Origin of the sequence: Arenivirga flava (genome assembly GCF_030161575.1) — a bacterium.
GTDB lineage: Bacteria > Actinomycetota > Actinomycetes > Actinomycetales > Microbacteriaceae > Arenivirga > Arenivirga flava.
In genome coordinates this window covers 732870-756413 of record NZ_BSUL01000001.1, presented here as the reverse complement: position 1 = coordinate 756413, position 23544 = coordinate 732870, and the positions used below count along the sequence as shown (strand labels likewise).

Here is a 23544-nt window from a genome sequence, read left to right as displayed (position 1 = left end):
GGAAGCATCCGCTCCACTCTCAGCCGGCGTGCCGGTTCCCACGCGGCGCGCTGCAGTAGCGTGGCGCCATGCGCGTCGATGTCATCAGCCGTGAGTACCCGCCGGAGATCTACGGAGGAGCCGGGGTGCACGTCGCCGAGCTCGTCAAGGCGCTGCGCGGCAGCGTCGACGTGACGGTGCGCGCCTTCGGCGCTCCGCGCGACGAGCCGGGGGTGCACAGCTACACCGTGCCCGCCGAACTCGACGGCGCCAACCCGGCCATCGGCACGCTCGGCGTCGATCTGCGGATCGCCCAGGACGTCGCCGGCGCCGACCTGGTGCACTCGCACACCTGGTACGCCAACCACGCCGGGCACCTCGCCTCGATGCTGCACGGCGTGCCCCACGTCGTCACCGCGCACAGCCTCGAGCCGCTGCGGCCCTGGAAGGCCGAGCAGCTCGGCGGCGGGTACCGCCTCTCGAGCTGGATCGAGCGGAGCGCCTTCGAGGCGGCGGACGCGGTGATCGCGGTGAGCGACGGCATGCGACGCGACATCCTGCGCAGCTACCCCGCCCTCGACCCGGAACGGGTGCACACGGTGCACAACGGCATCGACCTGGACGCCTGGCGCCCGGTGCACGACGACGACCTCGTCCGCTCGCTGGGGCTCGACCCCACCCGCCCGAGCGTCGTCTTCGTCGGCCGGATCACCCGTCAGAAGGGCCTGCCGTACCTGCTGCGCGCCGCCCGGCAGCTGCCTGCCGACGTGCAGCTCGTGCTCTGCGCCGGCGCCCCGGACACCGCCGAGATCCTCGAGGAGGTGCGCGGCGGCGTCGCCGCCCTGCAGCAGGAGCGCAGCGGCGTCGTGTGGATCGACCGGATGCTCGCCCGCCACGAGCTGTCGGCCCTGCTGACCGCCGCCACGACCTTCGTCTGCCCGTCCGTGTACGAACCCCTCGGCATCGTGAACCTCGAGGCCATGGCCTGCGGCGCTCCCGTCGTGGGTACGGCGACCGGCGGCATCCCCGAGGTCGTCGCGGACGGCGTGACGGGCCGGCTCGTGCCGATCGAGCAGGTGCAGGACGGGACCGGCACGCCCGTCGACCCGGAGCGCTTCGTGGCGGACCTCGCCGCCGCGCTCACCGAGGTCGTCTCGGATCCGGACCGCGCCGCGGCCTGGGGCCGCGCCGGTCGGGAGCGGGCGGAGGCCGAGTTCGGCTGGGCCCGCATCGCCGAGCGCACCGAGGCCATCTACCGCTCCCTGCTCGGCTGACCGCCGGGCGCGGCGGCGGCGGCCGCAGGAGCCTGCGCCGCTAGGCTGGACGCATGGCCAGCAGCGTCCTCGAGCTCCAGTCCGTCTCCTTCGTCCGTGATGGCAAGACCATCCTCGACGGGATCGATTGGACGGTGACCGGCGACCAGCGCTGGGTCGTGCTCGGCCCGAACGGCGCCGGCAAGACCACCCTGCTGCAGCTCGCGGCGGCGCTGCAGCACCCCAGCTCCGGCACCGTCTCGATCCTCGACACGACGCTGGGGCGCACGGACGTGTTCGAGCTGCGCCCGCGCATCGGATTCGCCTCCAGCGCGCTCGCGAAGCGCATCCCGGCCGAGGAGACGGTGCTGAACGTCGTGCTGACCGCCGCCTACTCGGTGACAGGGCGCTGGAACGAGCGCTACGAGGACATCGATGTGCGCCGCGCTCAGCGCGTGCTGCAGGAGTGGCGCCTCGGGCATCTCGAGCAGCGCCGTTTCGGCACGCTGAGCGACGGGGAGCAGAAGCGGGTGCAGATCGCCCGCGCGATCATGACCGACCCCGAGATCCTGCTGCTCGACGAGCCGGCGGCCAGTCTCGACCTCGGCGCCCGTGAAGAGCTGCTCCAGCTGCTGGCCGCCTACGCCAGCTCGGACGACGCGCCCGCGATCGTCATGGTGACCCACCACGTCGAGGAGATCCCGGTCGGTTTCTCGCACGCGTTGCTGCTCACCGAGGGCCGCATCGCGGCGGCCGGTCCCGTCGCCGAGGTGCTGACGGCGGAGCGGCTCGGCAGCGCCTTCGGCCTCGAACTCGAGGTCGTCGAGCAGGCCGGGCGATTCACCGCGCGCGCGGCCTCCTGAGCGCGACGCGCGGAGCCGATTCCGACCGGCGTGCGCGCATCCGCTCTGCTATGCTCGTCGTTTGGCGCACGCGCTGCAGACTTCCATTCACCCCGGCCGCATCCGCTGCCGGAGCCACCACCTGAGGAACACCGTCATGAAGACCGACATCCACCCCGACTACAACTACGTCGTGTTCAACGACCTCGCCTCCGGGGAGAAGTTCCTCACGCGCTCGACCCTCACCAGCGAGAAGACCACCGAGTTCGAGGGCGAGACCTACCCGGTCGTCGACGTCGAGATCTCGGCCGCCTCGCACCCGTTCTACACGGGCAAGCAGCGCATCATGGACTCGGCCGGCCGCGTCGAGAAGTTCAACAAGCGCTTCAAGGGCTTCGGCGCCTGACCACAGGCTCCAGACGGAAGGGCGACTCGCGGAAGCGGGTCGCCCTTCCGCATGTCCGGGCGGATGAGCTCCCTGCGCTGCGCCGACCAGCGGAAGGCGCGTGCACCGCCGGGCGGCGGCGCAGCCGGGAACTCAGAACAGCGCGTCGGCGGCGGCCGGCGGAAGGTCGAGGTGCGGCACGCGCTCGCCCCGCAGCGGCCAGCCGCGCTCGACGACGAACGACGGATCGTTGCGACGGCGGAAGCGCTCGTAGCTGTCGTTGGCCTCGTCGCACCAGGAGCGCTGGGCGCGGTGCAGCTCGGCCAGCGGGAGGGCCAGCTGCTCGGGGTAGCGCTGCGCCAGCGCCTGGGCCACGCGCCCGGCGGCGACCGCGTCCGCGCCCGCATCGTGCGCGCCCTCGAGCGGCACGCCGTACACCTCGGCGGCGGCGGTCAGGGTGCGCTTGCCCTTGCGATAGCGGTCGACCGCCTTGTCGATGACGAGCGGGTCGACCACCGCCTCGGGCACCGCGAGCGCGGCGAGATCGTGCCGGGCGGTCTCGTGGTGCAGCAGTGTGAGGTCGTACGGCGCGTTGTAGACGACCAGCGGCAGCCCGCGATCGAGCACCTCCTGCAGCGCCGCGACGATCTCGCCGACGACGGCTCGGGCCGGCCGCCCCTCCGCTCGCGCTCGCTCGGTCGTGATGCCGTGCACCGCCGCCGCACCGGCCGGGATCTCGACGCCCGGGTCGGCCAGCCAGGTGCGGGACTCCAGCACCCGGCCGTCGGCGTCGAGCACCCCGACGAACGCGGTGACGACGCGCGCGCTGGTGACGTCGATGCCGGTGGTCTCGAGATCGAACACCGCGACGGAATCGTGCCAGCTGCTCATGCCCTTCAGGCTAGCCAGCGCCACCGACGCCCCGCCGCGCCACGCCCGGGCGCGCAGGGAGCCGTCGCTACACTCGACGGATGCCCGCCCCCTCCCCGTACGCCGCCCAGCTCGACGCCGTGCCGCAGCGGCGCGGGGAGCTCGCGATCGGCGGTTCCCGGACCGCCTACTGGGAGTACGGCGACCCCGCGGCGACGCGCACCATCGTGCTCGTGCACGGCTTCCGCGGCGACCATCACGGGCTGGAACCGGTCGTGGCGAACCTGCACGGGCTGCGGATCATCTCGCCCGACCTCCCCGGGTTCGGCGCGTCCACGCCGTTCACCGACGGTCGCGGGCACGACGTCGCCGGCTACGGCGGCTGGCTGGGCGAGCTGCTCGACGCCCTCGAGCTGCGCGGCTCGGCGTTCCTGCTCGGCCACTCCTTCGGCTCGATCGTCGTCGCGCACGCGCTCGCGAACGGCCTGGAGACCCCGAGGGCCGTGCTCGTGAACCCGATCGGCGCACCGGCGCTGTCGGGCCCGCGCGGCATCCTGACCCGGCTGGCGGTGCTGTTCTACCGCGTCGGTGCGGCGCTGCCCGAGCGCGCCGGCTTCGCGGTGCTGCGCGCCCGCTTCGTCACGCGCATCATGAGCGTCACGATGGCCAAGACCCGCGAGCCGCGTCTGCGCCGCTGGATCCACGAGGAGCACGACCGGTACTTCGGTGCGTTCGCGGACCGGCGGGTCGTGCTCGAGGCGTTCCGCGCATCCGTCTCTCGGGACGTCAGCGCGGTCGCCGAGCGCATCCCGATGCCCACCCTGCTCGTCGCCGCGCAGCAGGACGACATCACGCCGATCGAGGCGCAGCGCCGCCTCGTGTCGCGCCTGCCGCACGGCGAGCTCGTCGAGATCCCGGCGGTGGGCCACCTCATCCACTACGAGACGCCGGAGATCGCGGCGGCCGCCATCGGGAGCTTCCTGGAGGAGCCGGCATGAGCACGGACAGGCTCAGGGTCGCCGTCGACTGCCGCTACGTGCGCATCGACCACCACGACGGCATCAGCCGCTACACCGCCGGCCTCGTCGGCGAACTGGCCGAACGCCACGACGTGACGATGCTCGTGCACGACGAGCGCCAGCTGCGGCAGCTGCCCGACCTGCCGCACACGGTCATCGGCTCGCCGACCGGCCCTGGGGAGCCGTGGCGCGCCCGCCAGGTCAACCGCCTGCAACCCGACGTCGTCTTCAGCCCCATGCAGACGATGGGCACCGCGGGGCGGCGCTACAGGGTGGTCCTCACGATCCACGACCTCATCTACTACACGCACCGCACCCCGCCGCGCGACCTCCCCGCGCCGGTGCGGCTCCTCTGGCGGCTCTACCACCTCGCCTGGTGGCCCCAGCGGCTGCTGCTGCGAGGCGCGGACGCGGTCGTCACCGTCTCCGCGGCCACCGGCGAGCTCCTGCGTCGGCACCGGCTGACGGACAAGCGGATCGTCGTGGTGCCGAACGCGCCGGAACCGCATCCGCCCGTGCCGCCGCGCAGCGCGCCGGCCTCCCGCGACCTGCTCTACATGGGCGCGTTCGCCCCCTACAAGAACGCCGAGACGCTCGCCCGGGCCATGCACGAGCTGCCCGGCTACCGCCTGCACCTGCTGAGCCGGATCCCGGCGGGGGAGCGCAGCCGTCTGGAGGCGCTCGCGCCGCCGGGTTCGCTCGTGGTGCACGACGGCACACCCGAGGACGAGTACCGCGAGCTGCTGCGGAGCGCGTTCGCGCTGATGACCGCCTCGCGCGAGGAGGGCTTCGGCATCCCTCTCGTCGAGGCCATGAGCTGGGGCACGCCCGTGGTGGTCAGCGACATCCCGGTCTTCCGCGAGATCGGCGGCGAGGCCGCGTCCTTCGCGTCGGCTGGCTCGCCGGCGGCCTTCGCGACGGCGATCCGGGCGCTCGAGCCGGCCGCGGAGTGGGAGCGCCGGTCCGCGCTCAGCATCGAGCAGGCGAGCCGGTTCCGCTGGGACCGCGCCGCCGAGCAGCTCTCGGGCCTGCTGGTGGACCTGGCCGCCGGCCGCTGAGCCCGGGTCGTCAGGCGCCGGTGGCGACGTCCTGGCGCAGCTCGCGCTCCTCCGCTCCGCCGTCGGCGTCGAGACCGCCGTCGAGGTCGACGTCCACCCCGGTGAGACCGAGCACGCCGTCGACCAGACGGAACCCGTGCACGGAGCCGTTCCGGATCGGCACGCCGCGTTCCGGGGCGTCGTCCGGCGAGACGGCGGTGATCATCGCCCGGATGACGGCGCCGTGGGTGGCCACCACGATCGACTCGCCGGGATGCGCGATGGCGAGCTCCGCCAGCGCCGCGCCGACCCGCTCGACGACGCGCTCGGGCAGCTCGCGGCCCGGCACGTCCTCCCCAGCCGGATAGCGCTGGTCGACCTCGAGGATGGTGAGGCCCTCGGCCTCGCCGTACTCGCGCTCCACGAGGTCGTCGCGCAGCGCGGGAGCCGGCAGCCCCAACGCCTCGGCGATGATCGACCCGGTCTCCGCGGCGCGGGAGAGCGAGCTGGCGACGACGCGGTCGACCGGCAGGCCGCGCAGGTAGCGCGCCGCGGACCGGGCCTGCCCCCGGCCGAGGTCGTTGAGCGGGATGTCGGTGCGGCCCTGGATGCGCCGGGCGCGATTCCAATCGGTCTCGCCATGGCGCACGAGGTGGAACAGGGTCATCGGGCTCGCAATCGTGGAGGTGCTGATCGGGCGGCGTCGGCTCAGGCGCCGAGCCGGTCGGCCAGCGCGGTGAGCACCTCGCTCGCCCCCGCGTCCAGCTTAACCTCGGCCCGCGCATCGCCGCGGGTCTCGCCCCGGTTCACGATGAGGGCGGGGATGCGCCGCCGACGCGCCCGTTCCAGCAGCCGGATGCCCGAGTTCACGACGAGCGAGGAGCCCGCCACGAGCAGGGCGTCCGCGCGGTCGACGAGGGCGCTCGCCTGCGCGAACTTGTCAGCGGGCACGAACTCCCCGAAGAAGACGATGTCGGGCTTGAGGAGCCCGCCGCAGTTGCTGCAGTCGGGCACCGCGAAGTCCGTCAGCCGCTCCGGCACCACGTCGCCGTCGGGTCCGAGCTCCTCCTCGGCGGGGGCTGCGATCCACGGGTTGAGCGAGCGGATGCGCTCGCCGACGTCGTCGCGGGAGAACTCCTGGCCGCAGGTGAGGCACCGCACACGGCTCATGCTGCCGTGCAGGTCGACCACGTGCTGGCTGCCGGCGCGCACGTGCAGGCCGTCGACGTTCTGCGTGACGACGCCGTTGATGCGCCCCGCGGCCTCGAGACGGACCAGCGCGCGGTGCCCGTCGTTGGGTCGCACGGAGCTGAACCGCGACCAGCCGAGCTCGCTGCCCGCCCAGTAGCGGCGCCGGTAGTCGTCGTCGCCGAGGAAGTGCTGGAAGGTCATCGGCGTACGCCGGGGCGCGCCCTCGCCCCGGTAGTCGGGGATGCCGGAATCGGTGCTGACCCCGGCGCCGGTGAGCACGGCGGCCGTGCCACCTCCGAGCACCTCGAGGATCCGCTCGAAGGCCGCGGAGCCGATGGACTCCGCGTCCTGCCGCTCAGCCGCTGCCGAACCCGTCATGTACCGCTCCTCGTCGCCCGCTCCGGCACTTCGACGCCGGCGCGCATCCGCTATGTTTCCACGAGCCGAACGGAAGGAAGCCGCATGCGCGTCGTGTACGTCGAGGATCTGGCGGATCCGCAGCTCGACGACTTCACCCGGCTCACCGACGTGGCGCTCCGGCGCCGGCTGGAGACGGATGGCGGGCTGTACCTCGCCGAGTCGGCGAAGGTCATCCAGCGGGCCCTCGCCGCCGGGCACCGCCCGCGCGCGGCCTTGCTGCAGGAGGCGTTCCTGGCCGAGCTCGCCCCGCTGCTCGAGCCCTTCGACGTGCCCGTGTTCGTCGCCTCCGCCGACCTCCTGGCCGGCATCACGGGCTTCGATCTGCACCGCGGCGCGCTCGTGTCGATGCACCGACCCGAGCTGCCGGAGGTCGCCGAGGTGCTGCGCGACGCCCGCCGGGTGGTGGTGCTCGAGGACCTGGCCGACCACACGAACGTCGGCGCGATCTTCCGTGCCGCAGCCGGTCTCGGCGCCGACGCCGTGCTCGTGACGCCCCGGTGCGCCGACCCGCTCTACCGGCGCAGCGTGCGGGTGAGCATGGGCACCGTGCTGCAGGTGCCGTGGACGCGCATCCCCTGGTGGCCGGAGGGCTCCCGCCTGCTGCACGAGGCCGGCTTCACGATCGCCGCCCTCGCCCTGTCGCACGACGCCGTCGACCTGGGCGTCTTCGCCGACGCGGGCCACGAGAAGGTCGCGATCGTGATGGGCAGCGAGGGCGACGGGCTGAGCCGTCGCGCCCTCGCCGAAGCGGATGCGGTGGTCACGATCCCGATGCAGCACGGCGTGGACTCGCTCAACGTGGCGGCGGCCGCCTCGGTCGCGCTCTGGGCGCTGCGTCCGCGCGCGTGACCCGGCGCGGCTCGTCCGCCGTGCGCATCCGCTCGCCTAGGGTGGCCCGGTGAGTTCCGAGACCGAGCAGAGTCGCCCGCGCCTGAGCCGTCAGCAGATCTACCGCCGTCGCCGCATCGTCGTGTTCGGGCTGCTCGGCGTGCTGCTCGCCACCGTCGTCTACGTGCCCAGCGCGTTGGCGGCGCCCCTCGAGGCCGCGCAGCCCGAGGTCGCCGTCATCGAGCCGGGTGCGACGGAGGCCGCGGCGGTCGAGTGGCCGGACTACGGTCGCGGCGCGATCGGTCTCGCCGACGGCAGCGGGGTGCTCGCCACCAACGGCGTCGAGGACCCCGGGGTCATCGCCAGCGTCACGAAGATCGTGACCAACCTGGTGGTGCTGCAGGAGCATCCGCTCGCGCCCGGCGAGGAGGGGCCCGAGGTGACCATGACGCAGGCGGACGTGGACCTCTGGAACTTCTGGGTCGCCGACAACGCCTCCGTGCAACCGGTCGCCGCCGGCACCGTGCTCAGCCAGCGGGACCTCATGGAGCTGTCGCTGATCTCGTCGGCGGCCAACTACACGAACTCGCTGATCGTGTGGGCCTTCGGCGACATGGGCGCCTTCCTCGCGGAAGCGCGCACGTGGCTCGACGGCCACGGCCTCGCAGCGGTGCAGCTGGAGGAGGGGGTGGGCCTCGCCCCCGGCAACACGGCCACTGCGAGCGACCTCGTGACCCTCGCGCGCATCGCCCTCGCCGACCCGACCATCGCCGAGATCGCCGGCACGGCCACCGCGGAGGTGCCCCTCGTCGGCACGATCGAGAACACCAACACGGTGCTCGGCGTCGGCGGCGTCACGGGCCTCAAGACCGGCTACACGACCGAGGCGGGCTACAACCTGCTGTTCTCGGCGACCGTCGACGTCGACGGCGCCCCGGTGACGCTCGTCGGCGCCCTGCTCGGCGGCCCGAGCAGGGCCGCGACCGACGAGGCGGTGGTGCGCATCGTCGCCAGCGCTGCGGCGAACCTGCACCGGGTGACCGCGGTCGAGGCGGGTGCCGAGCTCGGCGCGTACGAGACCGAGTGGGGCGGCGCGACGACCGCGGTCGCGGCGGAGTCCGCCGCGGCGCTCGTCTGGGGCGACGACGCCGTCTCCGTCGCGATCGAGCTCGAGCCGCTGGCGACCGCCGAGCAGGACGAGCGGATCGGCACGGTCACCGTCTCGACGCCCGGTGCGCCGGACGTCGAGATCGCCGCGATCGCCGGCGAGGCCCTCGGCGATCCGGGCCCGATCTGGCGGCTGACGCATCCGGTCGAGCTGTTCACCGGCTGACCTAGGGTGGTGCGGTGAGCTCCGAGCACCATCCGCTCGCCGATCCCGGCGTTCGCCCCCGACGCGCCCGCCGCCGCCGGCGATGGCCACTCCTCGCGACGCTGCTCGCCGTGCTCGTCGCCGCCGGCGTCTACGTGCCGAGCGCGCTCAGCGCGCCGCTCGCGCGGGCCTCGGCCGAGCTCCGGATCATCGAGCCGGTCACCGCGCAGCCGGCGCAGCTGGCCTGGCCCGCGCAGGGGCGCGCCGCGATCGGCCTCGCCGACGGCGAGGGGGTGCTCGCCACGAACGGAGCGGACGATGCGGGCGTGCTCGCCAGCATCACGAAGGTGGTGGCGAACCTCGTGGTGCTGGACGCGCGTCCGCTCGCGGCCGGCGAATCGGGACCCGTGATCACCACCACGGCACGCGACGTGGAGCACTGGAACTTCTGGGTCGCCGACAACGCCTCCGTGCAGCCGGTCTCGCCAGGGCTGACGTTCACCCAGCGCGAGCTCATGGAGCTCTCGCTCATCCCCTCCGCGGCCAACTACACCCACACGCTCATCGACTGGGCGTACGGGGACATGGATCGCTTCCTCGCCGCCGCGCGGGTGTGGCTCGACGAGCGCGGGCTCACGTCGATCCGGCTCGCGGACGGGACCGGGCTGTCGCCCCACAATCTCGGCACCGCCGCAGACCTCGTCGCGCTGGCGCGCTACGCCGTCGCCGAGCCCGCGATCGTGGAGATCACCGGCATGACGAGCGCCGAGATCCCCGTCGTCGGGCAGATCCGCAACACCAACCGCATCCTCGGCATCGGCGGCATCACGGGGCTCAAGACCGGGTACACGGTCGAGGCCGGCTACAACCTGCTCTTCTCGGCGACCGTCGACGTCGACGGGGCGCCCGTCGAGCTCGTCGGCGCCGTCCTCGGCGGCACCAGCCGCGACGCCAACGGCGAGGACGTGTTGCGACTGGTCGCGTCGGCCGCGCAGCATCTCCACCGCGTGACCGCCATCGCGGAGGGCGACGAGCTCGGCGAGTACCGCACCGCGTGGGGAGCGACCACGACGGCGGTCGCCGCCGACGACGTGGAGCTGCTGCTCTGGGGCGACGAGCGGGCCGCGGTCGAGGTTCGGCTGGATCCCCTGTCGGCAGCGGCTCCGGGCGACCGGGTCGGCACGGTCGTGGTCACCGCGCCGGATGGTGCGCGGACCACCGTCGACGCCGTCGCATCGGGCGCCCTCGACGAGGCGGATGCGCTCTGGCGGCTCGGCAATCCGGCGGCCGTCTTCGGCGGCTGAGGCGGCTCGGCCTCAGCCCAGCGGTCCGGCCATCGGCCGCTTCGGCACGATGCCGTCACCCGAGGACTGGTGCCGGATGCGACGGAGCACCCACGGCACCAGGTACTCGCGCGCCCAGCCGAGATCCTCGGTGCGCGCCTGCCGCCAGCTGCGGGCGGGCAGCGGTTCGGGCTCCTCGGCGACGAGTCCGTGCTCCACGCCGAGCGACTCCAGCACCATCATCGCGATCGTGTGGTGGCCGACGGGGGAGAAGTGCAGGCGGTCGGGTGCCCACATCCGCTGCTCCTTGAGCTCGCGCAGCGCCCACATGTCCGCGACGATCGCGTCGTGGCGCTGGGCGATCGCGCGCAGGTTCTCGTTGTAGATCGCGACCTTGCCCCGGATGCGGCCGAGCACGGGCGTCTGACCGATATCGGGGCCGTTGAAGAAGATGACGGTCGCGCCATCGGCGCGCAGACGCTCGATCGCGCCCTCGAAGCGGCTCGCGACCTCATCCGGGTCCGTGCCGGGGCGGATGATGTCGTTGCCGCCCGCGGAGAGCGCGACGAGGTCCGGGCGCAGCTCCAAGGCCGCGGGGATCTGCTCGTCGATGATCTGCTGCAGCAGCCGGCCCCGGATGGCGAGGTTCGCGTACGCGAAGTCCTCGGTCTGCGCGCCGAGCACCTCGGCGACGCGGTCCGCCCAGCCTCGGTGCCCGCCCGGGCTGGCGGGCTCGGGGTCGCCGATGCCCTCCGTGAAGGAGTCGCCGAGAGCGACGTAGCGCGACCAGGGATGCAGCCGTTCCGTCATGCTCCCCAGCCTGCACCCGCTATCGCCTCGTCGGCCAGCGCCGTAACGGCGCGCCGCACGACGGTGGTTCGGAACGCGACCTGTGCGCGGTCTGGATGCCCCCGAGAGCCCTCTCAGGTTCGCGCGAACGGTGGTCGACTGAGGGCACTGGGCAGCGAGATCCGCTCCTCACAGCAAGACAACGGAGGCATCACCATGGGTTTCCTCGCCTTTATCCTTCTCGGGCTCATCGCCGGCGCGATCGCGAAGGCGATCCTGCCCGGAAAGCAGGCCGGCGGCTGGATCGCCACCCTCATCCTCGGTGTGGTCGGAGCCCTGATCGGCGGATGGATCGGCAGTGCGCTCTTCAACGCGCCGCTGGAGGACTTCTTCTCCATCCAGACCTGGCTCGTCGCCATCGGCGGCTCCCTGCTGGTGCTCGTCATCTGGGGCCTCATCACGGGCCGCAAGGGCAGCCGCGCCTGAGCCTCGCGACACTCCGGAGGAGCCCCGCACCGACTGGTGCGGGGCTCCTCTGTCGTCGGTGCCGGGTACCATCGCACCAGTGAGCACGCCGTCCCTCGATCCCATCCCGGATCCCAGCACCGCGACGCACCACACGCCCGGCGACCACCTCTCCCCGGCCTTCCCGGGCCGCGCGCCCTGGGGCACCGCCGATCGCCTGCGCGCCTGGCAGGCCGAAGCGCTCAATCAGTACTTCGCTAGCGAGCCCCGCGACTTCCTCGTCAACGCGACCCCCGGCGCCGGCAAGACGACCTTCGCGCTCCGCCTCGCCAAGGAGCTGCGCGATCGGGGCACCATCGACCGGATCACGGTCGTCGCCCCCACCGAGCACCTCAAACGCCAGTGGGCCGACGCTGCGGACCGCGTCGGCCTGCGGCTCAACCCCGAGTTCCGCAACGCCGACGGCTGGTTCGCCCGCCACTGGCACGGCGTCGCGGTGACCTACGCGCAGGTCGCCGTCAAGGCCGAGGTGCACCGGCGCATCTCCGAGGGCGGTCGCACGCTCGTGATCCTCGACGAGGTGCACCACGGCGGCGACGCGCTCAGCTGGGGCGACGCCATCCGCGAGGCCTTCGGCCCCGCTGCCCGGCGCCTCTCGCTCACGGGGACCCCGTTCCGCAGCGACACCGCGCCGATCCCCTTCGTGCAGTACCTGCAGGACCAGCACGGCGTGCGCACCTCGCAGACCGACTTCGACTACGGCTACGGCCGCGCGCTCGCCGACGGCGTCGTGCGCCCGGTCATCTTCCTCGCCTACGCCGGCATGATGCGCTGGCGCACCAAGATGGGCGACGAGATGGAGGCCGGCCTCGGCGAGGGCGACACCAAGGACATCGCGAGCCAGGCGTGGCGCACGGCGCTGTCGCCGGAGGGGAGTGGATCCCCTCGGTGCTCGCCGCCGCCGACCGCCGGCTCAGCGAGGTGCGCGAGAGCGTGCCGGATGCGGGCGGCCTCGTCATCGCCACCGACCAGACCAACGCGCGGGCCTATGCGCGCATCCTGCAGGGCATCACCGGTGAGGCCCCGACCATCGTCCTCTCGGACGAGAAGGAGGCGAGCGACCGCATCGACGCCTTCTCGAAGGGCACCGGTCGCTGGCTGGTCGCCGTGCGCATGGTGTCGGAGGGCGTCGACGTGCCGCGCCTGCAGGTGGGCGTCTACGCCACCAGCTCCTCGACGCCGCTCTTCTTCGCGCAGGCCGTCGGGCGCTTCGTGCGCACCCGCCGCCGTGGCGAGGTCGCCAGCATCTTCCTGCCCAACGTGCTGCAGCTCACGGGTCTCGCGAGCGAGATGGAGAAGCACCGCGATCACGCCCTCGACCGTCGCGACGACGGCGAGGACGTGATGTGGGAGGACGAGCTGATCGACAGCGCGAACCGCGAGGAGAAGTCGAGCGACTCCCTCGAGGAGCAGCTCTTCAGCTTCCAGGCGCTCGGCTCGACGGCCCACTTCGATCGGGTGCTCTACCAGGGGCACGAGTTCGGCAGCCAGGCCGAGGTCGGCAGCGAGGAGGAGCTCGAGTTCCTCGGCCTGCCCGGCATCCTCGAGCCCGCCGAGGTCGCCGAGCTGCTCAAGCAGCGGCATCAAAAGCAGCAGCGCACCAGCGCCGCCCGCCGGAAGGCGAACCCCGAGGCGCCCGTGCCGCAGGCCATGCACCGCACCCTCAAGGAGCAGCGGCAGCTGCTGAACAGCCTCGTCGGCATCTGGGCGAAGAGCTCGAACCAGCCGCACGGCATGGTGCACGCGGAGCTGCGCCGGGTCTGCGGCGGGCCGGCCGTGCCGCAGTGCTCGGTGGCGCAGCTGCAGTCGCGCATCGAGCGCGTGCGCGCGTGGACGGCAGGCCGGCCGCGCTAGAGGTCAGCCGTTGAGGACGGCGAGACCGAAGCTCAGCGTGGTCGCGTAGAGGATCCAGACGAGGTACGGCGCCAGGAGCCATGCCGCGACCGGCCGGATCCGGGCGAAGCGGAGCATCGTGATGACGACTGCGACGTCGAGGGCGACGATGATGCCCGAGGCGATCCAGAGCGCCGCACCGCCGATGAGCGGGTAAGCGCCGAAGAAGACCGGCGTCCAGATGGCGTTGAGCGCCAGCTGCGCGACGTACCAGCCGAGCGCCGCCTTCGCCCCGGGCAGCTCGCGACGTCGCCAGACGAGCCATGCCGCGATCGACATGAGCGCGTAGAGCACCGTCCAGACCGGGCCGAAGAGGACGTTCGGCGGGTTCCAGGCCACCTTCTCGGCACCGGCGTACCAGCCGTCCACGTTGTCGATCGTGGAGAGCGAGCCGAATGCGGCCACGCCGTAGGCGATGACCAGGAAGAGGACGAGGGCGACGCCGGATCGTGCGGCGGAATCGCGACGGGGGCTGCGGGGTGGTGCACGGCGGTCATGCTCGGAACGGTATGCACGGATGCTGGGTGCGGTCGACACGGCGGCTGCGCGCGCGGCGAGCGCTCAGTACCCCCGCAACTGCTCCAGGTCACGGCGCTCGCGCTTGGTCGGTCGACCGGTGCCGCGGTCGCGGAACGGCACCGCGGGGCGCTCCTCGCGCGGCAACGGGGGCGGTGTGCGGTCCTCCAGCGCCAGCGCGGCCTGCGGGGCGCCGACGCGCTTGGCGAGCAGCTGCCGGACGATCAGGATGCGCTCGACGCCGTGCAGGCGCACGCGCACCTCGTCGCCCTCCTTCACCGTCTGCGCCGGCTTCGCACGATCGCCGTTCACGGAGACGTGCCCGGCCTTGCACGCGGCGGTGCCGGCGGAGCGCGTCTTCACGACGCGCACCGCCCAGATCCAGGCGTCGACGCGGGCGGAGGGCATGGGCCCAGGGTACGCGCCGCGCACGCCGCGCACAGGTCCCGCCGCGCAGCCTCCGAGGGTGCGGCCCTAGCGTCCGAGCATGAACGCATCCCAGCAGGGCCAGGACGGACCCGTCGAGGACATGCACGAGATCACCGAGGAGGGCCGTCTCGCCGGCCTGCTCGCCCAGGTGCGATCCGACGCCCGAGGCGCCGATATCGTCACCGTGGAGCGGCTGCTGCGCGACCGGCTCGCCGACACCGGCGTCGAGCTGGACCCGGACGAGCTCACCCGACACGCGAAGGAGATCGCAGGATGACCGACCACGACCAGCACGCGGACGGCAAGCCGTCGCAGGCCGAGGGCGCCGACGAGGCGACCGAGCAGCGCACCGACGGCTCACCCACGTTGGAGGGCGGCGAGCTCGGCGACCACGGCCACCCGGCCGGAGCGGTGGGCAAGCCCTCGAAGTCCGAGGGCTGACCCGCGACACACGAGGGGCGTCACCGCGGCGGTGGCGCCCCTCGTGTGCGCTCACGCGTCGACGTCGACGTCGGATACCGCCTTGTCGGGGCGCAGCCCGCGCCAGCGGGGCTGACGGAACCGTCCGCCGTCCGTCCGCTCCGCGAACGCGATCTCCGCGACGAGCTCGAGGCGCGACCAGCGCGCGTCGCGCGCATCCGCTGCGGGGACGGCGTCGACCGGGGCGGTCGAGCGTTCCATCCGCTCGAGGCGGGCGACGATGCCGTCCAGCTCGTCCGAGCCGAGGCCGGAGCCGACGCGGCCTGCGTAGCGCCACCCGTCGTCCTCGGGGACGGCGAGCAGCAGGGACGCCGTGCCCTCCCTCCAGCCGGCGATCACCACCTCGGCGGTGCGCGTGCGGGTCAGCTTGCGCCAGTCGCTCGACCTGCGTCCCGCCCGGTACCTCGCGCCCCGAGCCTTCGCCACGACACCCTCCAGACCCAGGTCCTCGGCCACGGCGAGCGCCGCCGCCGGATCCGTGCCGAGATCGTCGGGGGCTTCGAGCAGCGTTCCCGGCTCGATCGTCTCGGCCAGCAGCCGACGGCGCACCTCGTACGGCTCGCGCTGGAGGTCGCGTCCGTCGACCCAGAGCAGGTCGAAGGCGATGAAACGCAGTCGGCCATCGCCACCGGCGCCCTGCATCCGCTGCTGCAGCGCGCGGAAGCTCGGTCGGCCACGGGCGTCGAGCGCCACGATCTCGCCGTCGAGCACGGCGCGTCCGGCCCGGACGCCTGGGGCCAGGCCGCGCAGCTCGGGGAAGCGGCGTCCGAGGTCCTGATCGTTGCGGCTGCGCAGGCGGGCCCGGCCGTCCTCGACCGTGACGATCGCACGGTAGCCGTCCCATTTGCCCTCCAGCGTCCAGTCGTCGCCGTCCAGGTCCTGCTCCGTCCCGCGGGTGGCGAGCATCGGCGCGATCCGAGGGGGCCGCGCCCACGCATCCGGCTGCTGCTGCATCCGGTGGATCAGCCAGCCGTCGCCGGTGCGGATGAGGGCGAGCCGCACCGGCTCGCCGCCGAGCCCGCCGTCCGCCCGGCCGTGGAGCGTGGCGATGACCTCGTCGTCGCGCCACTTCTCGAGCTCGTAGCGCCCCGCGTCCCAGATCGTCACCTCGCCCGCGCCGTACTCGCCCTTCGGGATGACGCCCTCGAAGGACCCGTACTCGAGCGGATGGTCCTCGGTCGGCACGGCGAGGTGGTTGCGGCGGTCGTCCGTCGGCACGCCCTTCGGCAGGGCCCAGCTGACCAGCACGCCGTCGCGCTCGAGCCGGAAGTCCCAGTGCAGGCGCCGCGCGCGATGCTCCTGGATGACGAACTCGCGACCGCCGCCGCGCCCGTGGCGCTCGGGGACCGGCTCGCCGGTACGGGAGGGGTCCCGCATGCTGCGGTACGTCGCCAGCCGATCCGGCGGGTCCGGTGCCACCGCCTCGGCGGGGTCGCCGCGTCGGCGGACCCGCTTCAGCACCTCGTGCATCTCGAGCTGCCGCAGCTGCGGCGAGAACAGCTCCCGCCAGGTGCGCGGCGCCGCGACCGTGGGGCGCAGGCGGCCGCGCAGCGAGTACGGGCTCACGGTGGTCTTCGCCCCGCTGTTCTGGCTCCAGTCGACGAGCACCCTGCCCTGGCGCAGGGACTTCTTCATGTCGCTCACCGCGAGGTCCGGGTGGTCGGCCTCGATGGACCGGGCGAGCTCCTTCGCGAAGGCCGCCGCCTGCTCGGTGCTGAGGGTGCCGTCGAGCTCGGCGTACAGGTGCACGCCCTTGCTGCCGCTGGTGACCGGGACCGGGTCGAGGCCCACGTCTCGGAGGATGGCCCGCGCGAGGCGGGCGATCTCGACGCACTCGGGCAGCCCCGCGCCCGGGCCGGGATCGAGGTCGATGACGAGCCGGTCGGGATGCGCGGGGGAGCCGTCACCCGCGAACCGCCACTGCGGCACGTGCAGCTCGAGACTGGCGATCTGGGCCAGCCAGGCGAGCGTCGCGGGCTCGGTGGCGATCGGGTAGCTGTTCTCGTGGTCGCGGTGCTGGATGGTGCCGCGGGCCACCCAGTCCGGGGTCGTGTCGTCGAGGTTCTTCTGGAAGAAGACTGCGCCCGGCTCGTCCACGGTGCCGACGCCGTGCACCCATCGCTTGCGGGTGATCGGCCGTCCGTCGAGGTGGGGGAAGATCACCGGGGCGATCTCCGCGTAGTAGGCGAGCACATCGGCCTTCGTCGTTCCCGTCTCCGGGTAGAGCACCTTGTCGAGGTTGGTGAGCCGCAGCCTGCGGCCCTCGATCTGCACGGTCTGATCGTCGCGGGCCATGCGGTCATGCTCGCTGGAAGCGGCCGGGGAGGTGGGCCGACGTCAGCCCGCTCCCGGTGTACTGGTGGCATGCGTGCGATCTGGAAGGGCGCCATCACGTTCGGTCTCGTGAACGTGCCCGTGAAGCTGTACAGCGCGACCGAGGACCACGACGTGCCCCTGCACATGGTGCACGATGCCGACGGCGGGCGGATCCGGTACCAGCGCCGCTGCGAGGTGTGCGGCAAGGTCATCGCCTTCGACCACATCGACAAGGCCTACGACGACGGCGAGCGCACCGTCGTGCTCACCGAGGACGACCTCTCCACGCTGCAGGAGGAGCGCAGCCGCGAGATCGACGTGGTCGAGTTCGTGCCCAACGAGCAGATCGACCCGATCATGCTCGACCGCAGCTACTTCCTCGAGCCCGACGGCTCCAGCGCGAAGGCGTACACGCTGCTGCGCCGCACCCTCGAGGACGAGGACCGCACCGCGATCGTGCAGTTCGCGCTCCGGCAGCGCACCCGGCTCGCCGCGGTGCGTGTGCGCGGCAAGGTGCTCATGCTGCAGACGCTGCTCTGGGACGACGAGGTCCGCGAGGCGGACTTCGACTCGCTCGCCGGCTCGGTCCGCTTGAACGCGCGGGAGAGGGAGATGTCGGCGGAGCTCATCCGCTCGTTCGCCAGCGATTTCCACCCGGAGCGCTTCGTCGACGAGTACCAGGCGCAGCTGCGCGAGCTGGTCGACCGCAAGCTCGACACGGGCGAGGCGTTGCCGACCGAGGCCACGACGGGCGAGGAGGACGAGGGCGAGGTGCTCGACCTGATGGAGGCGCTGCGGCGCAGCGTCGAGCGCAACCGCGGCAAGGCCAAGCCGTCGGCGCGCAAGTCGAAGAAGAAGGCGGGCTGAGGATGCGGCTGCGCAGGAGCCGACCGAGCGGACCGGGATGGACGCGGCGCCGGCAGGGGAGCGGCTTCAGCTACATGGACCAGGACGGCGCGGTGCTCACCGGCGCGGACCGCGACCGCTGCGAGGCGCTCGTGCTGCCGCCCGCCTGGGAGGACGTCTGGATCTGCCCGGACGAGCGCGGCCACATCCAGGCGATCGGCCGCGACGGCGCAGGACGACGGCAGTACGCGTACCACCCGGACTGGCGCGCGCGGAACGACCGCCGCAAGTTCGACCGCGCGATCCTGCTGCTCGAGTCGCTGCCGGTCGCTCGGCGCGGCGTGACCATCGACCTGCGCCGCGACGACAGCTCGCGGGAGCGGGCGCTCGCGGCCGCCTTCCGGATCCTCGACACGGCGTCGCCGCGGATCGGTTCGACGCGCTACCTCGATGCGCACGGCAGCCGCGGCCTGTCGACACTGAAGGGCGAGCACGTCGCGCTCGACGGCGACCGCATCAGCCTGCGCTTCCCCGGCAAGAGCGGGCAGGAGTGGTCGAGCGAGTTCCGTGACGTCGATCTGGCGGCCTATCTGCGCCGGGCGCGGCGCCGCGGCCTGGCCGAGCCCCTGCTGAGCTTCAAGGACGGCTCCTGGGGCAGTCCGAGTGCCGCCGACATCAACGCGGACATCCGGCAGCGCACGGGTGGTGACTTCACGGCGAAGGACTTCCGCACGGTGCACGGCACACTCGTCGCCGCACGGGTGCTCGCCGACGAGCAGCCGCAGCCGACCGAGGTGGCCCGCAAACGGGCCGAGCGGGCCGCGGTGAAGGCGGCGGCCGACACCCTCGGCAATACCATCTCGGTAGCGCGCGCCTCGTACATCGACCCGCGCATCTTCGACCTGTTCCGGGACGGCACCACGGTCGACCCGCGGGGAGCGGCTCGGTCGAGTCGCAGGTCCTCGCCCTGCTCACCTGACCAGCGGATGCGATGCAGGTGAGGCCGACCTTATTTTGAAGAATTCATAACAACGTGGTTCACTGGTCCTCGTGACCATCACCGCGCATCCCGACTCCCGGGAGGATCTCGAGCAGTCGCTGCGCGCGCGCGGACTGCGGGTCACGCAGCAGCGCCTCGCGGTGCTGCGCGCGCTCTCCGCGATGCCGCACGCCGACACCGATGAGGTGCATCGGGCGGTCGCCGACGAGCTGCCGGGCACCGCACTGCAGGCCGTCTACGTGGTGCTCGGCGCGCTGACCGATGCCGGTCTGCTGCGCCGCATCTCGCCGGCCGGCTCGCCCGCACGCTACGAGCGGCGCGTGGGCGACAACCACCACCACGTCGTGTGCACGCGCTGCGGCGCCGTCGCCGACGTCGACTGCGTGCACGGCGCAGCCCCTGCCTGGAGCCCTCGGATGCGAGCGGCTTCACCATCACCACCGCCGAGGTCACCTTCTGGGGGCTCTGCGCCGCCTGCGGGTCGGCCGAGGCGGGGGACACCGAACACCCCTCGAAGGAGACCGATGTCTGAGAACCCGGCCACCACCACCAACAGCGGCGCGCCCGTCGCGAGCGACCAGCACTCGGCCGCCGTCGGCAACGACGGCCCCGTCGCGCTCGTCGACCACTACCTGGTCGAGAAGCTCGCCCAGTTCAACCGCGAGCGCGTGCCGGAGCGCGTCGTGCACGCGAAGGGCGGCGGCGCGTTCGGCACCTTCGAGGTCACCGCCGACGTCTCGCAGTACACCCGCGCCGCGGTCTTCCAGCCCGGCACCACCACCGAGACCCTGCTGCGCTTCAGCTCGGTCGCCGGCGAGCAGGGGAGCCCGGACACCTGGCGCGACCCGCGCGGCTTCGCGCTGAAGTTCTACACGAGCGAGGGCAACTACGACCTCGTCGGCAACAACACGCCCGTGTTCTTCATCCGCGACGGCATCAAGTTCCCCGACTTCATCCGCTCGCAGAAGCGCCTGCCCGGCAGCGGCCTGCGCAACCACGACATGCAGTGGGACTTCTGGACCCTGCAGCCCGAGAGCGCCCACCAGGTCACCTGGCTCATGGGCGACCGCGGCCTGCCGACCTCGTGGCGCCACATGGACGGCTTCGGCTCGCACACCTACCAGTGGACCAACGCCGCGGGCGAGCGGTTCTGGGTCAAGTACCACTTCGAGACCCGCCAGGGCAACGAGACGCTCACGCAGGCGCAGGCCGACCAGATCGCCGGCGAGGACGCCGACTTCCACCGCCGCGACCTCGTCGAGGCGATCGAGCGCGGCGACTTCCCCAGTGGGACCTCTTCGTGCAGGTCATGCCGTACGAGGACGCGAAGACGTACCGCTTCAACCCCTTCGACCTCACGAAGGTGTGGCCGAAGGGCGACTACCCGCTGATCCCGGTCGGCGTGCTGACGCTGAACCGCAACCCGCGCAACTTCTTCGCGGAGATCGAGCAGGCCACCTTCGCGCCGTCGAACTTCGTGCCCGGCATCGGCGCGAGCCCCGACAAGATGCTGCAGGCCCGCATCTTCAGCTACGCCGACGCGCACCGCTACCGCGTGGGCACCAACCACGCGCACCTGCCCGTGAACCGCCCGAAGAGCGAGGTCAACTCGTACTCGAAGGAGGGTGCCATGGCGTACCACTTCAACGAGCCCGAGGTGCCGGTCTACGCGCCGAACACGGTCGGCGGCCCGCACGCCGACGCCGAGAAGGCCGGCGACGCCGGCAACTGGGCGGCCGACGGCGAGCTCGTGCGCGCCGCGGCGACGCTGCACCCCGAGGACGACGACTTCGGCCAGGCCGGCACCCTCGTGCGCGAGGTGCTGGACGACGCTGCGCGCGAGCGCCTCGCGCAGAACATCATCGGCCACGTCTCGCAGGTGACCCGGCCGGAGCTCTTCGAGCGCATCTTCGCCTACTGGGACGCGGTGGACGCGGACCTCGGCGCCGCCGTGCGCCGCGGCGTGCAGCCGGAGCAGCCCGGCGCCGGTGTGTCGCCGGAGGAGGTCGCGGTCGAGGCCTGATCCTCGCCGCGCACGACGAAGGGCCCGTCCGATCGGACGGGCCCTTCGCAGGTTCAGGGAGGCTCACTCCTCGCGGGTGCCCTTCTTGGACATCACCGACAGGCAGATCACGATGAAGGCGGCTTCGACGATCGAGGCGCCGATGATGATGCTCCAGAAGACCGACTCGACCATGCTGCTCCGTTCCGAGGGTGCGTGCCCGGCGCTGCCCGGGCATCCGCTCCATCGTAGCCGGAGGGCGTGCGCGCCCTCGAACCAGGTGCCGCCTCCGGGCTAGGGTCGGGGGAGTGACAGCAGCTGCGAGCTTCCGGGCGGCCACGCGCCCGCCGATCCTGCAGGTGGCGAAGACCGCCGCCGCGACCCTGCTCGCCTGGTTCGCCTGCACCCTCGTCTTCCCGGAGCAGCTGCCCGTCTTCGGCGCGATCGCCGCGCTGCTGTGCGTGCAGCCCAGCGTCACGCAGTCGGTCGGCCGCGCCGTGGAACGGGTCGTCGGCGTCATCGTCGGCGTGGCCGTCGCCAGCGGTGCGCTGTTCGTCTTCGGCACGGCGAGCTGGCTCTTCATCGTCGCCATCGTGGCGTCCGCGCTGCTCGGCTGGGCGGCACGGATGACGACGCCCTCGAGCAACCAGATCGCCATCACCGCGATGCTCGTGCTCGCGCTCGGCGGCGCGACGCAGGGCTACGCGCTGGAGCGCATCGTCGAGACCGCCATCGGCGCCGCGATCGGGCTCATCGTCAACGCGGTGATCGCGGCGCCGGTGCTCGTCACACCGGCGCACCAGGCACTGCTCGCGCTGCGCGAGGGCACCGCGGGAGCCATGGACCGGCTGGCTCTGGAGCTGGGCGGTGCGCCCGAGCAGTCCGACCTGCGCGGCGCGCTCGTCGAGGCACGGGCGCTGCGCGAGCGGATGCAGGAGGTCGTCGAGCAGCTCGCCGCCAGCACCGAGAGCCTGGCCCTCAACCCCCGGCGCTCCCGCTGGAAGGACGCCGCGGAACGGGACCAGGCGATGGCTCGGCTGCTGAATCCCATCGTGCAGCAGGTGGCCGGCATGACGCGCGCCGTGCACGACCACGCCGCGCCCGGGCTGCTCGAGGAACCGGCGATCGCCGGCATCGCCGAGGAGCTGCGCCGCGCCGCCCACGACCTGCGCACCCTGGGGGAGCCGTCGGCTGCCGCGGAGCCGCCCGCGCTGACCAGGCCGTTCACCGTCGTGCAACCGCATCCGCTGCACTGGATCGTGCTCGGCTCGCTGCTGGAGGACCTCCGCCGCATCCGGGAGGCGATCGTGGAAGCCCGAGACGCCTCCTGAGCGCCGGCTGGACAGCACTCGAGCGCCCGGGGGAGGGGCGGGAAGCTGAGGTCCATGATCGACGTGCACGACGAGTCACCCGAGGCGGAGTTGCGCCGCATGGTCTACGCGGGGGCCATCTGGTTCGCTGCGGTGCTGCTCGCGGGGGCCGTAGCGTTCTCCGGCGTGCTCTCGTCGGGTTGGCGGCCGAGCGAGCTCGCACCGGCAGCCGGGGCGGTCTGGTGGGTCGGGGCGACGGCCTGGTTCGGCGCGCTGGCGTGCTTCGGCTGGTCCGGCTGCCCGACGCTCGGCTTCCCGCTGCGAGCGGCCGTCAAGCAGAAGCAGATCTGCTCGCGAGTCGGGGTCGTGCTCACCATCACCGCCTCGATCCTCACGACCCTGCCGCTGCTGATCGGCTGAGCCGTCGCGGAGCACGCAAGAGCAGTGTCGAACACTCGTTCCGACATAATAAGGATTATCGGATGTCGGAAACAGCGGCGGGAGGAGCCGCGCGATCGTCCAGGACGAGCTGCAGGAACGCCAGATCCAGCCAGCGCCCGAACTTCGCACCGACCTGCTCGACGACGCCCGCGTGCGTGAAGCCGAACTGCTCGTGCAGCCGGATCGAACCGACGTTGCCGCGCTCGACGGCGGCGACCATGACGTGCACGCCCGAGGTGCGCGCGCGCCCGATGAGCGCCTTCATGAGCGCCCGACCGACACCCTTGCCGCGCTGATCCCCGCGCACGTACACCGAGTGCTCCACGGTGTGCCGGAACCCGTCGAAGGCGCGCCACGGTCCGTACGATGCGTAGCCGACGACATCATGCTCGTCGAGCGCGACCAGCACGGGGAATCCCGCCGCCGTGCGGTCCGCGAGCCAGATCGCGCGATCCGCGGCATCGACCGTGCGCTCGTTCCAGATGGCGGTGCTGTGCAGCACCGCGTCGTTGTAGATGGCGGCGATGCCCCCGAGGTGGGCCTCGTCGGCGTCCTGGATGCGCATGCTGCGTGGTCCT

Annotated in this window: 23 protein-coding genes and 3 pseudogenes; 18 read left to right on the top strand and 8 right to left on the bottom strand. The window is 72.6% G+C overall.

The genetic code is table 11. The features are described from left to right. Window positions 1-68: 68 nt before the first annotated feature. From glgA to QQK26_RS03725, 3 genes are all read left to right on the top strand, one after another. Entirely contained in the window at window positions 69-1253 is a 1185-nt protein-coding gene (gene glgA, locus QQK26_RS03735; RefSeq protein ID WP_284230194.1) for a glycogen synthase, read from the top strand. Window positions 1254-1306: 53 nt separating this feature from the next. Continuing rightward, window positions 1307-2095, top strand: a complete 789-nt coding sequence (locus QQK26_RS03730) for an ABC transporter ATP-binding protein (protein ID WP_284230192.1) — start codon at window positions 1307-1309, stop codon at window positions 2093-2095. A 136-nt stretch (window positions 2096-2231) separates the two neighbouring features. Next, window positions 2232-2480 carry a type B 50S ribosomal protein L31 gene (locus tag QQK26_RS03725; protein ID WP_284230189.1) on the top strand — a complete coding sequence of 83 codons (249 nt, stop codon included), beginning with the start codon at window positions 2232-2234 and terminating at the stop codon, window positions 2478-2480. 132 nt (window positions 2481-2612) lie between these two features. Here QQK26_RS03725 and QQK26_RS03720 read toward each other — a convergent pair whose 3' ends face one another. Beyond that, on the bottom strand, window positions 2613-3350 hold the full coding sequence (locus QQK26_RS03720; RefSeq protein ID WP_284230187.1) for an exonuclease domain-containing protein: 738 nt from the start codon (window positions 3348-3350) through the stop codon (window positions 2613-2615). Window positions 3351-3430: 80 nt separating this feature from the next. Between QQK26_RS03720 and QQK26_RS03715 the strand changes: the two genes are divergently transcribed. After that, entirely contained in the window at window positions 3431-4327 is an 897-nt protein-coding gene (locus tag QQK26_RS03715) for an alpha/beta fold hydrolase (RefSeq protein ID WP_284230185.1), read from the top strand. Then, a complete protein-coding gene (locus QQK26_RS03710; protein ID WP_284230183.1) occupies window positions 4324-5406 on the top strand; it encodes a glycosyltransferase family 4 protein in 1083 nt (360 codons plus the stop codon). The genes QQK26_RS03715 and QQK26_RS03710 overlap by 4 nt, the downstream gene beginning before the upstream one ends. 10 nt (window positions 5407-5416) lie before the next feature. On the opposite strand, the gene QQK26_RS03705 is transcribed toward QQK26_RS03710, so the two are convergent. Beyond that, window positions 5417-6052: a histidine phosphatase family protein gene (locus QQK26_RS03705; protein ID WP_284230181.1), complete on the bottom strand. Its 636-nt coding sequence runs from the start codon at window positions 6050-6052 to the stop codon at window positions 5417-5419. A 41-nt stretch (window positions 6053-6093) separates the two neighbouring features. Continuing rightward, window positions 6094-6954 (bottom strand): Sir2 family NAD-dependent protein deacetylase, encoded by an 861-nt coding sequence (locus QQK26_RS03700; protein WP_284230179.1) that lies wholly within the window; start codon window positions 6952-6954, stop codon window positions 6094-6096. Between the two features lie 84 nt (window positions 6955-7038). On the opposite strand from QQK26_RS03700, the gene QQK26_RS03695 reads away from it, so the two are divergent. Genes QQK26_RS03695 through QQK26_RS03685 form a run of 3 tightly spaced genes read left to right on the top strand, consistent with a single transcriptional unit; the run spans window position 7039 to window position 10440 of the window. Beyond that, window positions 7039-7845 carry a TrmH family RNA methyltransferase gene (locus QQK26_RS03695; protein WP_284230177.1) on the top strand — a complete coding sequence of 269 codons (807 nt, stop codon included), beginning with the start codon at window positions 7039-7041 and terminating at the stop codon, window positions 7843-7845. 49 nt (window positions 7846-7894) lie between these two features. Beyond that, a complete protein-coding gene (locus QQK26_RS03690; protein WP_284230175.1) occupies window positions 7895-9157 on the top strand; it encodes a D-alanyl-D-alanine carboxypeptidase family protein in 1263 nt (420 codons plus the stop codon). A 14-nt stretch (window positions 9158-9171) separates the two neighbouring features. Continuing rightward, window positions 9172-10440 (top strand): D-alanyl-D-alanine carboxypeptidase family protein, encoded by a 1269-nt coding sequence (locus QQK26_RS03685; RefSeq protein ID WP_284230173.1) that lies wholly within the window; start codon window positions 9172-9174, stop codon window positions 10438-10440. Between the two features lie 12 nt (window positions 10441-10452). Here the strand turns inward: QQK26_RS03685 and QQK26_RS03680 are convergent, their stop codons facing one another. Further along, complete coding sequence (locus QQK26_RS03680) at window positions 10453-11229, bottom strand: SGNH/GDSL hydrolase family protein (RefSeq protein ID WP_284230171.1); 777 nt, start codon at window positions 11227-11229, stop codon at window positions 10453-10455. Between the two features lie 195 nt (window positions 11230-11424). On the opposite strand from QQK26_RS03680, the gene QQK26_RS03675 reads away from it, so the two are divergent. Together QQK26_RS03675 and QQK26_RS03670 are read left to right on the top strand one after the other, a co-directional pair. Beyond that, window positions 11425-11694, top strand: coding sequence for a GlsB/YeaQ/YmgE family stress response membrane protein (locus QQK26_RS03675; RefSeq protein WP_284230169.1), 270 nt, complete (start codon window positions 11425-11427; stop codon window positions 11692-11694). 103 nt (window positions 11695-11797) lie between these two features. After that, window positions 11798-13587 (top strand): annotated as a pseudogene (locus QQK26_RS03670) (DEAD/DEAH box helicase). Window positions 13588-13590: 3 nt separating this feature from the next. Here QQK26_RS03670 and QQK26_RS03665 read toward each other — a convergent pair. Together QQK26_RS03665 and QQK26_RS03660 are read right to left on the bottom strand one after the other, a co-directional pair. After that, window positions 13591-14163 carry a TspO/MBR family protein gene (locus QQK26_RS03665; RefSeq protein WP_284230166.1) on the bottom strand — a complete coding sequence of 191 codons (573 nt, stop codon included), beginning with the start codon at window positions 14161-14163 and terminating at the stop codon, window positions 13591-13593. Between the two features lie 24 nt (window positions 14164-14187). After that, a complete protein-coding gene (locus tag QQK26_RS03660) occupies window positions 14188-14550 on the bottom strand; it encodes an RNA-binding S4 domain-containing protein (RefSeq protein ID WP_284230162.1) in 363 nt (120 codons plus the stop codon). Between the two features lie 79 nt (window positions 14551-14629). On the opposite strand from QQK26_RS03660, the gene QQK26_RS03655 reads away from it, so the two are divergent. Further along, a complete protein-coding gene (locus QQK26_RS03655) occupies window positions 14630-14848 on the top strand; it encodes a hypothetical protein (RefSeq protein WP_284230160.1) in 219 nt (72 codons plus the stop codon). Next, a complete protein-coding gene (locus tag QQK26_RS03650; protein ID WP_284230157.1) occupies window positions 14845-15012 on the top strand; it encodes a hypothetical protein in 168 nt (55 codons plus the stop codon). The genes QQK26_RS03655 and QQK26_RS03650 overlap by 4 nt, the downstream gene beginning before the upstream one ends. 51 nt (window positions 15013-15063) lie before the next feature. Here the strand turns inward: QQK26_RS03650 and QQK26_RS03645 are convergent, their stop codons facing one another. Further along, a complete protein-coding gene (locus QQK26_RS03645) occupies window positions 15064-17346 on the bottom strand; it encodes an ATP-dependent DNA ligase (RefSeq protein WP_284230155.1) in 2283 nt (760 codons plus the stop codon). A gap of 69 nt (window positions 17347-17415) precedes the next feature. On the opposite strand from QQK26_RS03645, the gene ku reads away from it, so the two are divergent. The 6 genes and pseudogenes from ku (at window position 17416) to QQK26_RS03615 (ending at window position 22945) form a co-directional block, all read left to right on the top strand. Continuing rightward, window positions 17416-18234, top strand: a complete 819-nt coding sequence (gene ku, locus QQK26_RS03640; RefSeq protein WP_284230153.1) for a non-homologous end joining protein Ku — start codon at window positions 17416-17418, stop codon at window positions 18232-18234. Window positions 18235-18236: 2 nt separating this feature from the next. Then, window positions 18237-19214, top strand: a complete 978-nt coding sequence (locus QQK26_RS03635; RefSeq protein ID WP_284230151.1) for a DNA topoisomerase IB — start codon at window positions 18237-18239, stop codon at window positions 19212-19214. Between the two features lie 55 nt (window positions 19215-19269). Further along, a pseudogene (locus QQK26_RS03630) lies at window positions 19270-19745 on the top strand (Fur family transcriptional regulator). After that, window positions 19738-21236: pseudogene (locus QQK26_RS03625) on the top strand (catalase). The pseudogenes QQK26_RS03630 and QQK26_RS03625 overlap by 8 nt, the downstream one beginning before the upstream one ends. A gap of 287 nt (window positions 21237-21523) precedes the next feature. Beyond that, window positions 21524-22546, top strand: a complete 1023-nt coding sequence (locus QQK26_RS03620) for an FUSC family protein (RefSeq protein ID WP_284230149.1) — start codon at window positions 21524-21526, stop codon at window positions 22544-22546. Window positions 22547-22600: 54 nt separating this feature from the next. Continuing rightward, on the top strand, window positions 22601-22945 hold the full coding sequence (locus QQK26_RS03615) for a hypothetical protein (RefSeq protein WP_284230147.1): 345 nt from the start codon (window positions 22601-22603) through the stop codon (window positions 22943-22945). A gap of 55 nt (window positions 22946-23000) precedes the next feature. Here QQK26_RS03615 and QQK26_RS03610 read toward each other — a convergent pair whose 3' ends face one another. Continuing rightward, complete coding sequence (locus QQK26_RS03610; RefSeq protein ID WP_284230145.1) at window positions 23001-23531, bottom strand: GNAT family N-acetyltransferase; 531 nt, start codon at window positions 23529-23531, stop codon at window positions 23001-23003. Window positions 23532-23544: the final 13 nt, after the last annotated feature.

What these genes read in the sequence shown, in the direction of transcription:
- glgA (WP_284230194.1), top strand. Translation starts at nt 69, where the DNA reads ATGCGCGTCGATGTCATCAGCCGTGAGTACCCGCCGGAGATCTACGGA.
- QQK26_RS03730 (WP_284230192.1), top strand. Translation starts at nt 1,307, where the DNA reads ATGGCCAGCAGCGTCCTCGAGCTCCAGTCCGTCTCCTTCGTCCGTGAT.
- QQK26_RS03725 (WP_284230189.1), top strand. Translation starts at nt 2,232, where the DNA reads ATGAAGACCGACATCCACCCCGACTACAACTACGTCGTGTTCAACGAC.
- QQK26_RS03720 (WP_284230187.1), bottom strand. Translation starts at nt 3,350, where the DNA reads ATGAGCAGCTGGCACGATTCCGTCGCGGTGTTCGATCTCGAGACCACC.
- QQK26_RS03715 (WP_284230185.1), top strand. Translation starts at nt 3,431, where the DNA reads ATGCCCGCCCCCTCCCCGTACGCCGCCCAGCTCGACGCCGTGCCGCAG.
- QQK26_RS03710 (WP_284230183.1), top strand. Translation starts at nt 4,324, where the DNA reads ATGAGCACGGACAGGCTCAGGGTCGCCGTCGACTGCCGCTACGTGCGC.
- QQK26_RS03705 (WP_284230181.1), bottom strand. Translation starts at nt 6,052, where the DNA reads ATGACCCTGTTCCACCTCGTGCGCCATGGCGAGACCGATTGGAATCGC.
- QQK26_RS03700 (WP_284230179.1), bottom strand. Translation starts at nt 6,954, where the DNA reads ATGACGGGTTCGGCAGCGGCTGAGCGGCAGGACGCGGAGTCCATCGGC.
- QQK26_RS03695 (WP_284230177.1), top strand. Translation starts at nt 7,039, where the DNA reads ATGCGCGTCGTGTACGTCGAGGATCTGGCGGATCCGCAGCTCGACGAC.
- QQK26_RS03680 (WP_284230171.1), bottom strand. Translation starts at nt 11,229, where the DNA reads ATGACGGAACGGCTGCATCCCTGGTCGCGCTACGTCGCTCTCGGCGAC.
- QQK26_RS03675 (WP_284230169.1), top strand. Translation starts at nt 11,425, where the DNA reads ATGGGTTTCCTCGCCTTTATCCTTCTCGGGCTCATCGCCGGCGCGATC.
- QQK26_RS03660 (WP_284230162.1), bottom strand. Translation starts at nt 14,550, where the DNA reads ATGCCCTCCGCCCGCGTCGACGCCTGGATCTGGGCGGTGCGCGTCGTG.
- QQK26_RS03655 (WP_284230160.1), top strand. Translation starts at nt 14,630, where the DNA reads ATGAACGCATCCCAGCAGGGCCAGGACGGACCCGTCGAGGACATGCAC.
- QQK26_RS03650 (WP_284230157.1), top strand. Translation starts at nt 14,845, where the DNA reads ATGACCGACCACGACCAGCACGCGGACGGCAAGCCGTCGCAGGCCGAG.
- QQK26_RS03645 (WP_284230155.1), bottom strand. Translation starts at nt 17,346, where the DNA reads ATGGCCCGCGACGATCAGACCGTGCAGATCGAGGGCCGCAGGCTGCGG.
- ku (WP_284230153.1), top strand. Translation starts at nt 17,416, where the DNA reads ATGCGTGCGATCTGGAAGGGCGCCATCACGTTCGGTCTCGTGAACGTG.
- QQK26_RS03635 (WP_284230151.1), top strand. Translation starts at nt 18,237, where the DNA reads ATGCGGCTGCGCAGGAGCCGACCGAGCGGACCGGGATGGACGCGGCGC.
- QQK26_RS03615 (WP_284230147.1), top strand. Translation starts at nt 22,601, where the DNA reads ATGATCGACGTGCACGACGAGTCACCCGAGGCGGAGTTGCGCCGCATG.
- QQK26_RS03610 (WP_284230145.1), bottom strand. Translation starts at nt 23,531, where the DNA reads ATGCGCATCCAGGACGCCGACGAGGCCCACCTCGGGGGCATCGCCGCC.